The organism is Pseudomonas sp. B19125 (assembly GCF_044218855.1).
Taxonomy (GTDB): Bacteria; Pseudomonadota; Gammaproteobacteria; order Pseudomonadales; family Pseudomonadaceae; genus Aquipseudomonas; species Aquipseudomonas edaphica.
In genome coordinates this window covers 668684-681383 of sequence record NZ_CP162589.1, presented here as the reverse complement: position 1 = coordinate 681383, position 12700 = coordinate 668684, and the positions used below count along the sequence as shown (strand labels likewise).

The 12700-nt window shown below is 60.3% G+C and carries 13 protein-coding genes; 2 read left to right on the top strand and 11 right to left on the bottom strand.

Annotated features, from left to right (window positions below):
• Positions 1–78: 78 nt before the first annotated feature.
• The 3 genes from AB4P96_RS02970 to AB4P96_RS02960 form a co-directional block, all read right to left on the bottom strand.
• Positions 79–711 carry a LysE family transporter gene (locus tag AB4P96_RS02970; RefSeq protein ID WP_017135232.1) on the bottom strand — a complete coding sequence of 211 codons (633 nt, stop codon included), beginning with the start codon at positions 709–711 and terminating at the stop codon, positions 79–81.
• 88 nt (positions 712–799) lie between these two features.
• The gene (locus tag AB4P96_RS02965; protein ID WP_395600493.1) at positions 800–1372 is read right to left on the bottom strand and encodes a mechanosensitive ion channel domain-containing protein; all 573 of its coding nucleotides are present in this window, start codon (positions 1370–1372) and stop codon (positions 800–802) included.
• Entirely contained in the window at positions 1372–3282 is a 1911-nt protein-coding gene (locus tag AB4P96_RS02960) for an ATP-binding cassette domain-containing protein (protein ID WP_395600492.1), read from the bottom strand. Before AB4P96_RS02960 ends, AB4P96_RS02965 begins: the two co-directional genes overlap by 1 nt.
• Positions 3283–3332: 50 nt before the next feature.
• Here AB4P96_RS02960 and AB4P96_RS02955 point away from each other — a divergent pair, with 50 nt between their 5' ends.
• Positions 3333–3794, top strand: a complete 462-nt coding sequence (locus tag AB4P96_RS02955; RefSeq protein ID WP_170036742.1) for a TIGR02444 family protein — start codon at positions 3333–3335, stop codon at positions 3792–3794.
• Here the strand turns inward: AB4P96_RS02955 and AB4P96_RS02950 are convergent.
• Entirely contained in the window at positions 3791–5011 is a 1221-nt protein-coding gene (locus tag AB4P96_RS02950) for an AlgP family protein (RefSeq protein ID WP_169988015.1), read from the bottom strand. The two genes, AB4P96_RS02955 and AB4P96_RS02950, sit on opposite strands and share 4 nt — an antisense overlap.
• 192 nt (positions 5012–5203) lie before the next feature.
• Between AB4P96_RS02950 and AB4P96_RS02945 the strand changes: the two genes are divergently transcribed.
• Complete coding sequence (locus tag AB4P96_RS02945; RefSeq protein WP_017135008.1) at positions 5204–5881, top strand: FKBP-type peptidyl-prolyl cis-trans isomerase; 678 nt, start codon at positions 5204–5206, stop codon at positions 5879–5881.
• A gap of 53 nt (positions 5882–5934) precedes the next feature.
• Here the strand turns inward: AB4P96_RS02945 and AB4P96_RS02940 are convergent, their stop codons facing one another.
• The 7 genes from AB4P96_RS02940 to AB4P96_RS02910 all read right to left on the bottom strand — a co-directional run bounded on the left by AB4P96_RS02940 (position 5935) and on the right by AB4P96_RS02910 (position 12333).
• Complete coding sequence (locus tag AB4P96_RS02940; RefSeq protein WP_017135007.1) at positions 5935–6393, bottom strand: Rsd/AlgQ family anti-sigma factor; 459 nt, start codon at positions 6391–6393, stop codon at positions 5935–5937.
• Between the two features lie 209 nt (positions 6394–6602).
• On the bottom strand, positions 6603–7124 hold the full coding sequence (locus tag AB4P96_RS02935) for a disulfide bond formation protein B (protein ID WP_138451789.1): 522 nt from the start codon (positions 7122–7124) through the stop codon (positions 6603–6605).
• A 231-nt stretch (positions 7125–7355) separates the two neighbouring features.
• Entirely contained in the window at positions 7356–8597 is a 1242-nt protein-coding gene (locus AB4P96_RS02930; RefSeq protein ID WP_395600491.1) for a heme biosynthesis protein HemY, read from the bottom strand.
• Between the two features lie 5 nt (positions 8598–8602).
• On the bottom strand, positions 8603–9718 hold the full coding sequence (locus AB4P96_RS02925; RefSeq protein ID WP_138451793.1) for a uroporphyrinogen-III C-methyltransferase: 1116 nt from the start codon (positions 9716–9718) through the stop codon (positions 8603–8605).
• A gap of 41 nt (positions 9719–9759) precedes the next feature.
• Positions 9760–10509, bottom strand: a complete 750-nt coding sequence (locus AB4P96_RS02920) for a uroporphyrinogen-III synthase (protein WP_138451795.1) — start codon at positions 10507–10509, stop codon at positions 9760–9762.
• Positions 10506–11447: a hydroxymethylbilane synthase gene (hemC, locus tag AB4P96_RS02915; RefSeq protein WP_017135003.1), complete on the bottom strand. Its 942-nt coding sequence runs from the start codon at positions 11445–11447 to the stop codon at positions 10506–10508. The genes AB4P96_RS02920 and hemC overlap by 4 nt, the downstream gene beginning before the upstream one ends.
• 139 nt (positions 11448–11586) lie before the next feature.
• Positions 11587–12333, bottom strand: a complete 747-nt coding sequence (locus AB4P96_RS02910) for a LytR/AlgR family response regulator transcription factor (protein WP_395600490.1) — start codon at positions 12331–12333, stop codon at positions 11587–11589.
• Between the last annotated feature and the right edge of the window lie 367 nt (positions 12334–12700).

Below are 12700 nucleotides of genomic sequence, written 5' to 3'. Positions count from 1 at the left end.
TTACACCTCGGTGATGCTATCGCAGCGGTGCGACGACTCGACAAGTCAGCTCCCACATTTTTAGCCGGTTTTCGTCAATCAAGCCGTTGCGCGATGCAAGCTGGCGAGAAACCCCGCAGCTCCCACAAACAAGCCTGCAAACGTGCGGTTCATGCGTTTTTGCTGCTTGGGTGTGCGCAGCAGCCGCAAGACTTTCGACGCAAGCCCCGTGTAACCCGCCATTACGATCATATCGACGCTGATCATGGTTGCGCCCAAGATCAGGTACTGGACCAGCAGCGGCGCCTGCGGGTTCACGAACTGCGGCAGAACCGCCAGCATGAACACCAGGGCCTTGGGGTTACTGGCGTTGACCAGGAAACCACGGAACATCATCGCCATTGGCTTGCCGATCGGGCGTATCGTCGCATCCTCGCTCATGTCCATCGGCAAGGCGCGCCACTGTTTGATGGCCAGGTACACCAGGTACGCCACACCAAACCATTTGATCGCATAAAACGCGGTCGAAGAGGCCGCAAGAATGGCACCCAGGCCGCCCGCCACCACGGCGATCTGCATCGCCAGGCCCAGTTGCAGGCCAATGGCGTTCCAGTAGCCGCGCAGGAAACCGTATTGCAGGCCGCTGGACATCGAAGCGATGGCACCAGCGCCGGGGGAAAGAGAGATGATCCAACTGGCCAGGAAAAAGGCAAGCCATGTGTCGAGTGCCATTACACACCTCGGAGAAGAATTAGCGGTTGTGCCTAAAGCTAACTCCGCCGAGTGAAGGCTGGCTACAGATTTTTACCCGCATTGAGTGTCAACGGTCACCCGAAAACGTATGGGTACCTGGCCAACGTCGCACCGAGCGCTGGAAGAACAGACTATTTGGCACCTGTACCATCGCACTGTCAGTGCCAGCCTCCTCCACTTCGATCAATGTGGTGTAGAGCAAGTTAATCGCCACCACCCGGCCTTTTACACCCGGCTTGTCGACGGTATCCACCAGCTCGACGATATCACCGAGGCGAAACGGCCCGACAGTGAAGATTAAAATCGCACACAGCAGGTTGGACAGTACCGACCACATGGCAAAAAACGCCACGGCCGCGACTGCGACAAACCCCGACAACGCCGTCCACAACACGGTGGCGGAAACGCCCAGGCGCTCCAGCACAAAAATCAGCGCACTGCCCATGATCAGCCAGCGCAGTCCACCACGCAGTGGCATCAGCAACTGCGGTGGCAACGGGTAGCGTTCACCCAGTCGATTCAAGCCCTTGGCCACGAAGCGCTGGGCGAAATAACCCGCCAGCAGGATCAGCAGTATCTGCACGCCGACCCAGATCGGCGCGATCCATTGTGCCGGCAGCGGCAACTGCAACGCTTCCATCAGGACAGCGCCTCCAGCTCCGCTTGCAAGGTTTCGAGCACTTCGAGGGCTTCCATCCAGGTTTCCTCCAACTGCCCTTCGCGCACCTTGAGCTTGGCCTGTTCGGCCAGCAGGTCGCGCAGCTCGTCCTTGCGCGCCGCCTCGTAGACGGCGCTGTCGCCCAGGCTGGTTTCGATTTTGGCCAGGCGCTCATGCACCTTGCCCAGTTCGGCTTCCAGCTTGTCAGCTTCGCGCTTGTGCGGCGCCAACTGCTGGCGCAGGGCAGCGGCGGCCTGGCGCTGGGCCTTCTTGTCGGTCTTGTCAGGGTTCACCGGCGTATTACTCACCGGCGCGTTGCGCAGGCGGTAATCGGTCAGCCAGCGCGCATAGTCGTCCAGGTCGCCGTCGAACTCTTCGACCTTGCCGTCAGCCACCAGCAGGAAGTTGTCGGTAGTGCTCTTGAGCAAGTGGCGATCGTGAGACACCACCAGCACCGCGCCACTGAATTCCTGCAGGGCCATGGTCAGCGCCAGGCGCATTTCCAGGTCCAGGTGGTTGGTCGGTTCGTCGAGCAGCAGCAGGTTCGGCCTGTCCCAGGCAATCAACGCCAGGGCCAGACGGGCTTTTTCGCCACCCGAGAAATTCAGCACCGGCTCATCGATGCGTGCGCCACGGAAGTCGAAGCCGCCGAGGAAGTCGCGCAACGTTTGCTCGCGCTCGGTCGGCGCCAGACGCTGCAAGTGCAGTAACGGGCTCGCCTTGGAATCCAGGGAATCCAGCTGATGCTGGGCGAAGTAACCCACCACCGTGTTCTCGCCACGGGTCAGGCGGCCGGCCAAAGGCTCAAGCTCGCCGGACAGGTTCTTGATCAGCGTCGATTTGCCCGCGCCGTTAGGGCCGAGCAAGCCGATACGCGCACCCGGTGTGAGCTGCAGCTTGACCTTCTCCAGGATGGTTTTGTCGCCATAACCCAGGCGTGCATCCGAAAGATCCAGCAAGGGGCTGGAGATTTTCACCGACTCACGGAATACAAAGTCGAACGGCGAATCGACATGGGCCGCCGACAGCTCTTCCATGCGCTCCAGCGCCTTGATCCGGCTCTGGGCCTGGCGGGCCTTGGTGGCCTGGGCCTTGAACCGGGCGATGTAGCTTTCCATGTGCGCACGTTGCGCCTGCTGCTTTTCGAAGGCCTGTTGCTGCTGGGCCAGACGCTCGGCGCGCGCGCGTTCGAACGCGGTGTAGCCGCCTCGGTACAGCGTGATTTTCTTCTGTTCGACGTGGGCAATGTTGTCGACCACGGCGTCGAGGAAGTCCCGGTCGTGGGAAATCAGCAACAACGTGCCCTGATAGTTCTTGAGGAAGTCTTCCAGCCACAGGATCGCATCGAGGTCCAAGTGGTTGGTCGGTTCGTCGAGCAGCAACAAGTCCGAGGGGCACATCAGCGCCTGGGCCAGGTTCAGGCGCATGCGCCAGCCACCCGAGAAGTCGGCGACCGGGCGATCCATCTGTTCGTTGGTAAACCCAAGGCCGGCCAGCATCTTGCGGGCACGGGCATCGGCGGTGTAACCGTCGGCACTGTCCAGCTCCGAGTGCAGGCGGGCCTGAGCGGCGCCGTCCTGGGCTTTCTCGGCCTCGGCCAGGTCGTGTTGCACCTGCCGCAGGCGCAGGTCGCCATCGAGCACGTAGTCGATCGCAATGCGGTCGAGGGTGTCGATCTCCTGACGCATATGGGCGATGCGCCAGTCGGCCGGCAGCAAGCAGTCCCCGGAATCCGGGGTCAGGTCACCCAGCAACAGGGCGAACAACGTGGATTTGCCGGCGCCGTTGGCACCGATCAGGCCGGCTTTGTGACCGGCGTGCAGGGTCAGCTCGGCGTCTTCAAGAAGACGTTGCGGGCCACGCTGTAATGTTAGGCTTTGAAGTCGGATCATAATGGCGGCGGAGTCTACCAGCTTCGTTGGCCGCTGGCTTGGGTGTGAATATGTGCGCTGACCTGTGGAGCTTTGCCCTATCGATTTACGCCCGCCCAGGGTGCGAAGCCGCCTGCCTGCGCTTGCAGGAACACGGCGCGGATGTGTGCCTGTTGCTGTGTGGCGCCTGGCTGGAGCAGCGTGGCGTTGCACTTGAGCCTGCGCGTATTCAGGCACTGCAGCAGCTAGCACGCCCTTGGCAAAAAACGGTGGTCAAACCGTTACGACAGATGCGCATGCAATGGCGATCCCTGGCGCAACAGGATTTGCCGCTTGCGGCGTTACGCGAGCGAGTCAAAGCTCTGGAGCTGGAGGCCGAACGGGAATTGTTAGCGCGCCTGGAAGCGTTGGCGCAGGCATGGCCGACTGGGGAAGTGAGGCAACCGAAATGGCTGGAAGGCTTGGCGACCGAAGCCGCCAACCTTGACCACGACGCGCTGCAGCAGCTGCGCGTCGTGGCCACCCGCACTTAGGAAGCGCTGGTTGGGGTGGTGCTTGGCGCTACCGGTGCAGGGGTGCTGCTGGCCGATGCGGTTGGAGCGCTGGACGCTGCCGGGGTAGCAGGCGCGGCTGCCGGAGTTGCTGGCTTGGCCGGAGCAGGCTTGGCAACGGCTGGCTTTGCAGCTGGCTTAGCGGCAGCAGGTTTGGCAGCTGGCTTAACGGCCGGTTTCGCGGCAGCAGGTTTGGCAGCTGGCTTAGCGGCTGGTTTTGCAGCAGCGGGTTTAGCCACTGGCTTGGCGGCTGGTTTCGCAGCAGCAGTTTTAGCAGCTGGCTTGGCCGCTGGTTTTGCAGCAGCGGTTTTAGCTGCTGGCTTGGCCGCTGGCTTTGCAGCAGCGGTTTTAGCTGCTGGCTTGGCCGCTGGTTTTGCAGCAGCGGTTTTAGCTGCTGGCTTGGCCGCTGGCTTTGCAGCAGCGGTTTTAGCTGCTGGCTTGGCCGCTGGCTTTGCAGCAACGGTTTTAGCTGCTGGCTTGGCCGCTGGCTTTGCAGCAGCGGTTTTAGCTGCTGGCTTGGCCGCTGGTTTTGCAGCAGCGGTTTTAGCAACTGGCTTGGCCGCTGGTTTTGCAGCAGCAGTTTTAGCAGCTGGCTTGGCCGCTGGTTTTGCAGCAGCGGTTTTAGCAGCTGGCTTGGCCGCTGGTTTTGCAGCAGCGGTTTTAGCAACTGGCTTGGCCGCTGGTTTTGCAGCAGCAGTTTTAGCAGCTGGCTTGGCCGCTGGTTTTGCAGCAGCAGTTTTTGCAGCTGGCTTGGCCGCAGCCTTGGCTGGAGCTTTCGACGCGGCAGCTTTTGCCGGTGTGCGGGCGCCCAATACTTTAGCCACAGCTTCTTTCACTCGACCAACGCCCTGGGCCAGTTTCAGGCTTTCCTGAGCATCTTTTTTGAGTTGGGAAATGTAAGTGCGGGTTTCAGCTTGGCGATCCTTGAGAGCGTCCAGCAGGTCCTCAAGTTCTTTGACCGCGTCTTTGGCTTTGGCTTGTGCCTTGGCTTTGCCGGCAGTCGCGGCGTCTTGCAGTTTGGTGCGGGATTTGTGCAGCTTTTCTTGCGCTTTACCGCGTTGTTTTTCCAGTTTGGCGAGCAGTTTTTCTGCATCGGCCAACGCTTGGGAACATGCGCTTTCCAGATGTTCGAGCAAGCTGCCCGAAAGTTGTTGGAGTAAATGCAACGGGGTATTAACAGGCTTCTGTTTGGCCGACATGGTTTACCTCCTGGCTGACGTGGGTGCGGCTCATACTAGCCCTCTGCTCTTACCGCCGCTAGGGCATGTTGACAGTATCGTTTGCCTTGCGTTGCACCGTGAGTAAATTCTTATCGATATAACAAAAAACTGCGGCACTTTTTGCCCACTCACACTGGCATAATCCGTCGCACTTTCGGCGGGAGAAACAGCATGTCGCGTTATCTTTTTTTAGTGCTTGGCTTGGCGATTGGCGTGGCCAATGCAGGCGAGCAATCGCCGTCCAAAACCACCGCCCCAGACCCACACGACCTTGCCTACAGTTTGGGCGCAAGCCTCGGCGAGCGCTTGCGCCAGCAGGTTCCCGACCTGCAGATCCAAGCCCTGCTCGATGGCCTCAAGCAAGCCTATCAGGGCAAGCCATTGGCGCTGGACGATGCACGCATCGAACAGATCCTTGCGCAACACGAAGCACAAAACGCTGCCGACGCCGAGGTTCCACAAAGCGAAAAAGCCCTCGCTGCCGAACAGCAGTTTTTAGCCAAGGAAAAATCCGTCAGCGGCGTGCGTGAACTGGCAGATGGCATCCTGCTAACCGAGCTGGCACCCGGCAACGGCAGCAAACCGCTGGCCAGTGATGAGGTGCACGTAAATTACGTAGGACGGCTGCCCGATGGGACAGTCTTCGACAAGAGCACTCAGCCCCAATGGTTTCGCCTGGACAGTGTGATCAGTGGTTGGAGCAGCGCGCTGCAGCAGATGCCGGTAGGCGCGAAATGGCGCTTGGTAATTCCCTCCGCCCAGGCCTATGGCGCCGACGGTGCGGGTGAGTTGATCCCGCCGTATACGCCACTGGTGTTCGAGATCGAATTGCTCGGCACTCGCCACTGACCCAATAAAAAACGGTGCGCCATGCGCACCGTTTTTTTATCTCACTCTGAGGGTCAAGCCTGGGCGGCCGACTCTTCTTTGTGAGCGTTGTGCAGCACTTCGATCAGGCAGTCTTCCAACTCGAAGCGCTCATGCAGCAACCCACCCAGCTCTTTGAATTTCTCAATGACACACTTGCCCGCATCACACAGGTCGTTAAAGGCAACGAGCTTCTCAGTGATAGCCTCCAAGCGCGGATAGATAGTATCAGCCAGCTCCAACCCTCGATCATCGCCAAAGGCTTTAGCCTCCTTGGTCAGTTGATCGTAGACACCAAAGTGGCCCGTAGATACGTAATCCATCAGCACGCCGCAGAACTCTTGCAACGGTTTGCGATTCTCAGCCAGTGCCTCGGGCTTGGCGCCAAGAGCATCAAAGGCTCGAACCAGTTCGTGACGTGCCTTCAACCAGCTGTCGATCAGCTTGTGCACTCCACCCCAGCGTTCCTGAGCATTCTGACAACTTTCCAGCATGGTGATCTCTCTTCCCTATAGGGGCGCTGCCGCCTGTGCCCGCGCAACACCTCAAACATTGAGGCGGGAGCCGGACAAGGCCGCATGTCACAAACGGTTTCTATAACGCGTGCGGGCCAGATTATGCCCGCATGACTATGGCTTCAAGGTACGCAGGAGAGAAAGTTCATACAAGTGTTTAATCCCGTCCTACACATTACGGCGAATTTTCAATACCTCGCAGGGTGCAAGCGACGGCCCGGCAACAATCGTGAAAACTGCATGATGCCGAGCACCAGCATCGCCAAAAAGAACAACAGGCTCCATTCGGGCAGGCTCAGGTCAAACAGTGTCCAGTTGAGCTCTACGCAGTCCACGGTGCCTTTTACAGTCAGTTGCAGTGCTTGCCATAACGACAGGTTTTCAATCATGTAGTGAAGGCTGGGCCAGCAATCATTGGCCTGCTCCGGCGCGGCATTTTGTAGCAGCACCTGGCGTACCGCAGTGATGGCCCCGAGCATTGCGCAGCCCATGCTGGCCAACCCGTATAGGTAGACCCCTGAACGTTTTGGGTTATGAATCGCCGCAGCCAGGTTAATCAGAGTGAATGCGGCCAAAAAGATGCGCTGCACCTGACACAGGAAGCAAGGACGCAAGAGCGCGCCGAACTCAAGATAAAAAGACGCACCCAACGTCAGCGCACCAGCCAAGAACGCCAGGAGAAACAGAGAGCGTGAAGGGGCCAAAGACATTGTCATCCGTACCGCAGGAGATAGACCCTTACGGTAGAGTAAAGGCCTGACTCCTTTCAATACGCGCCAGAGCAGACAATTCCGCAACAGCCTGGGGATATGCCGTCAGAACCTGGATGACTTCAAGCAGTTGGCGGTAGGAATTTGCTACGTAGAGCTTTAGCGCCCGGGTTTTACGCGATAAAGAAAGGTTGGCCCTCAGAAAGGTCCGGCCAACCTTGACCTTCATTCCTACACTCGCGCAGGCACCGGCAGCGGTGATGCCAGCAAGCGGCTGTCCAGAAGCCCCAGACCTTCCTGGAACAACTGGTTGCTGCGCTCGGTGTCGCCCAGTTGGGCCAGCAAGCGCGCCAGCTCAGCACAGGCTTCGGGATTACGCTGCACTTGCAGGCTGCTTTCCAGATAGTCGCGTGCTTTGCCCCACAGACTGTTTTGCAGACACAGGCGACCCAGTGTCAACAACAGGCTGGCATCCCCCGGATGGTCTTTGAGCCAGCCTTCGGCAAATTTCAGCTGACGGCCCGGGTCACTGCCACGCAACAAACCGTAAAGCCGGATCAGATGGCTGTCATAGCCGCGCTTGATTGCGCCACGCAGCACTTCTTCGGCCTTGGTGTCAGCACCCAGCCGACGCAGTTGCTCAGCGTAAGCCAACACCAGTTGCGGTTCCTGGCGCTGGGCGGAGGTCAGTTGCTCCCACGCTCTCTCCAAAGACTGCAACCCGGCTTCGCCCTGCTGTTCACGCTCGACCGCCAGCCCAAGGTTTTCACCCCAGGCACGGCGCTCAAGCTCAGCCAGCTCGGGAGCGGGAAGTACCTTGTCCTTTCGCAGTTCGGGTAACAAGCGAATCACCGACGGCCAATCGCCCCGCTGCTGATGCAGACGCTGCAATTGGCGCAAGACCTGCGCGTTATGTGGGTGACGCTCGTACATCGCTTGCAACGTCACCAGCGCACCTTCAGTGTCGCCACGGTCCATCTGCAGTTGCGCATGGCTCAGGGCCACAGCCAGTTCCGCCTGTGGCTGGCGTTCCAAGGCACGCTCCAGCAAACCGTCGGACTCCGCATACCGGCCCAGTTCGTTGGCAGCACGTGCGGCGCCGAGGTAGTACAACAACGGCTGACGCTCGGCTTCAGCAGCGCGATGCAGGTGACGTTCGGCGCTGGCCCAGCGGCCCTCGGCGAGGTCCATCTGGCCTTGCTCGATGGCTATCTGCACACGACGGCTGCGGTTACGCCGCGACCATGGGTTGACTACGCCACCGGAGGTGGTGAACAAGCTGAGCAGCACACGCAGCAGGTAGATCACCAGAAAGACGGCAAACACCGCCACCAGCGTGGCCCACAGGCTCGATTCGTAATGCAGCAGATGGGGATAGGTAATCAGCACGTAGCCGGTGTGTTTCGAAATACCCACGCCCAGTGCCAGAGCGATCGCAACCGCCAACACCAGGATCACATAAAAACGCTTCATCGGCTCTACTCCTGGGTCGCCGGCGTGCCCGCCGACGCCTTGGCTTCATCGGCAGACAGATGACGGCGCTCAAGATAGGCCTGCACTGCGGCCAGGCTGCTGGCCAGGTCCGGCGTCACCACCGAAACCGCCTTGGGCTCGAGCTCGGCAATGCGCGCCAGCATCGCCTTGCTCTGCGGGTTGTCCTGATTGAAGTTGTCCTGCAGCACGCTGCGCGCTTCACCCAGCGAGCGGCTGTACACCGCCGTTTCGCCGTTAAGTGCGGCCCACTGGGCTTGCTCCAGCGCCAGGCTCAGCGCCAGGCGCACCTGATTCAGGCCTTGGCCGGCGAGCAACGGGCGAATGTTGTCATCGGGGTTGAAGTCGATTCGGAAGTAACGAGAGATCTGCTCCCACCACTGGCTCAGGCGATTTTCCGTATCGGTGGTCGAGCGCCCTTCGGATGCAGGTTCAGTGAGCTGATACTCCGGTGCGATAGCCGCAAGCGCTACGACCTGATCGCGCAGTGCCGCCAGTTGCAGGTACAAACCGGTACGGTCGGGTTGCTCGGTACTGCGTAGCGCGGCAAGGCTCTTGGCCAACTGCTCGCGGGCGGCGTAGGCGCCTGGGTCACTCTGTTCGCGCAGAATTTCGTCAGCACCCTGGACCAGTGACTGGGCGCTGTTGATGTCCTGCAAGGCAGAGAGGCGCAAGCTGGCCAGGCGGATCAGGTGTTCGGCTTCAGCCAGGCGCCAGTCCTGGCGACTGGCGCCCAGCACGGTTTCAAGGCGTTGGCTCAGACGCTGCTGGTCACCCTGCAATTGGGCGACCAGGCGGCGGCGCTCCTCAAGCTCGTCCGCCCCAGGCAACTGTGCCAGGCGCGCCGCCAGCTGTTGCTGGCTTTGCTTGAGGGATTGGGATTGATCATCAAGGGTCTGTACCTGGCCCAGCTGCTGCTGGCTGCTGGCTTGCAGGGCACGGACCTGCCAGATCCCCCAGCCACCGGCGGCGACGCCTGCGGCACCGAGCAACAGGGCCACAACCGCCAGGCCATTGCCACGGCGTGGCGCGGCGACCTGCGACTCAACCGGCGCATCAAGTGCGGGTTGGGTGTCATCTTTAGGCAAGGTTGTTTCGCTCACGTATCCGTCCTTTGCGTATCAGAGAGTGGGCGCCGCATGCCTTATGAGGCAGCGCTGCGCAACGCCACTAACAAAGCCGCGGCACTCGCGCCGCGACAATCCACAACTTTTTCTGCACCAGCGGCCCGCGCCATTTCAGACACGCGAGGGCTGGGCACGAACAACGGTAGCTGAGCCACCTTCGGCCAATCGGGGCCGGCCAGGGCTTGCAGGTGTAAAAAACCCTGCCCACTGCTGACCACCAGGCCGTTCAAGCGTTCCAACTGGATGCGTTGCATCAGCGCCCCGGCGGGGTAAGCCGGGAGGAAACGACGATACAACTCCAGATAATCGACACTAGCACCTTGCTCACGCAAACGCTCAGCCAGCAACTCCCGGCCGCCCTCGCCACGCAGGATCAACACCCGGGCACCGGGCTGCGCGGCAGCTTCGCGCAAGGCCGGCAATTGAAGCAAGGCCTCGCTGTCGTCGCCGGTTTGCGGATAGTGAACGTTGAGACCGTGATCGGCCAGTACCTGCGCAGTGGCAGCGCCCACACTGAACCACGGCAACGATGGCCAGGGCTGCTGCAATTGCTGCACAGCCAGGCGTGCAGCCGGTTTGCTCACCACAATCACCGCGCTATAGCGGCCCAGGTCAGCAAAAACAGCCCGTTGCTCGGGCGTGGCGGGCAAAGCTTCGGTATCCAGCAACGGCAGGCTGCTGCTGAAAATACCAGCTTGGGCCAACAACGCAGCCACGGCCGCCGACTCTTCAGCGGGCCGCGTCAGCAGCACGCGCCAATCGGTCACTGCGGGCCGGCCTCGCCGTAGACTTTTTGCAGAATGGCGCCGGCGCCCTTGCCCAGCAACTCTTCTGCGACCTGGATACCCAAGGCGGTCGCGTCACGTTGTGGCCCACGCACCTGGGCGGTGAGCAACGTGCCGCCGTCCGGATCACCGACCAAGCCACGCAGCCAGAGGTTTTCACCTTCAAGCACCGCGTAGCAGGCAATCGGCACTTGGCAGCCACCGTTGAGGTGCTTGTTGAGGGCACGTTCAGCAGTGACACGCACTTCGGTGTCGTGGTGGTCGAGGGGTTTGAGCAAGGCATGGATTTCGCTGTCGGCGGTGCGGCATTCAATGCCGACTGCGCCCTGCCCGCCGGCTGGCAAGCTGTCTTCGACGCTGATGGCTGAGGTGATGCGGTCTTCGAAGCCCAGGCGGATCAAGCCGGCAGCCGCAAGGATGATCGCGTCATATTCGCCGGCGTCCAACTTGGCCAATCGGGTGTTGACGTTGCCGCGCAAAAAACGAATCTGCAGGTCCGGGCGACGGGTCAGCAATTGCGCCTGACGACGCAGGCTGGAGGTGCCGACGACGCTGCCCAACGGCAGGTCATCCAGGGACACGTAGGTATTGGAGACGAAGGCATCACGCGGGTCTTCACGCTCGCAGATGCAAAAAAGGCCCAAGCCTTCGGGGAAGTCCATGGGCACGTCTTTCATCGAATGCACGGCGATGTCGGCTTGGTTTTCGAGCAGCGCGGTTTCCAGTTCCTTGACGAACAAGCCCTTGCCGCCGATCTTCGACAGGGGTGAGTCAAGCAGCTTGTCGCCGCGACTCACCATGGGCACCAGGGATACTTTGAGGCCGGGATGAGCCTGTTCAAGGCGTGCTTTGACGTATTCGGCCTGCCACAAGGCCAGGGCGCTTTTACGAGTGGCGATGCGGATTTCGCGAGAGGACATGGATCAATCCGTACTGAATAGATACGGCAGATAATAACAGCTCAGGCAAACACGCTTTGATTTGAATCAGCAAGTGCGGGGCCTCCCTGGCCACGTCGCACCGGGATATCGGAATGCAGGCCTCGCTACAGCCCTTGGGCTAAAGCTGCTGCATCATCTTGCGCACGCCGGCGACATGACGTCGGCTGACGATCAAGGCATCACCGTTAAGCCCTTTAAGGAACAACTGAAAGTGCCCCAAAGGCGTGCGCTGCAAGCGTTCTATTCGCTCGCGCGCCACCAGTGCGTTGCGGTGGATGCGCACGAAGCGGTCGCCAAACTCATCTTCAAGGGCCTTGAGCGGCTCGTCGAGCAACACTTCGCCGGTCTCGTGACGCAGGGTCACGTACTTGTGATCGGCAATAAAGTAGACCACCTGGTCCAACGGGATCAGCTCGATGCCCTTGCGGGTCCGCGCGCTGATATGGCTGCGCGGCCCATTGCCACTTTGGGCGGCCGGCTGGGTCAGCGCAGCGAGTTGCACGCGGTTTGGTCGCTCGGCCTTCTTAAGGGCCTTGAGCAATGCTTCACTCGCCACCGGCTTGACGATGAAGCTGACACCGCTGGCTTCCAGGGTCTCGGTGGAAAACTCTTCTTGAGCGGCACACAGCACCACGGCAGGTGGCGATTCTCGCTCACTCAAACGGGCGGCGACTTGCAGGCCATCAAGGCCCGGCAAGCGGATAGCGAGCAACACCACGTCCGGCTTGAGGCTGTCGATCAGCGTCAACGCCTCTTCGCCGTTGGTGGCGCTCGGTTCAAGGACTGTATAACCCTCGAGTTCACTGACCAAACGGCTCAGTCGCTCGCGGGCTTGGGGTTCGTCATCAACGATCAGGACATTCATATTGCGCTGGATTCCTGCGTGAGTCTCGCACAAGGATAGCGTAGACAGGTGCGGTGACTTGCGTCACAGCGATCCACGCTAAGACTAGCGCGAGCGGCAAAAAGTGCCCCGGCAGCGGCACCCAAATTTACCCGGACCTGTTCAATTGCGCCCAAGACCTGCTGCCTTTGGGCATCGTCGTAGGGTTTGCTGATACACAATCCGAATACCCCCCTTTTTTAATGGATAGTCTGGGCTATGACCGCATCACCCGACTTTGGTGCATTCACGCTCTATCAGTGCAACTGTAGACGCTCGCTGAGACGATATTGCTCAATCGTCAAATATCGTTTCAATTAACGCCTGCCCCCAGTCTCGTCCCGGATGC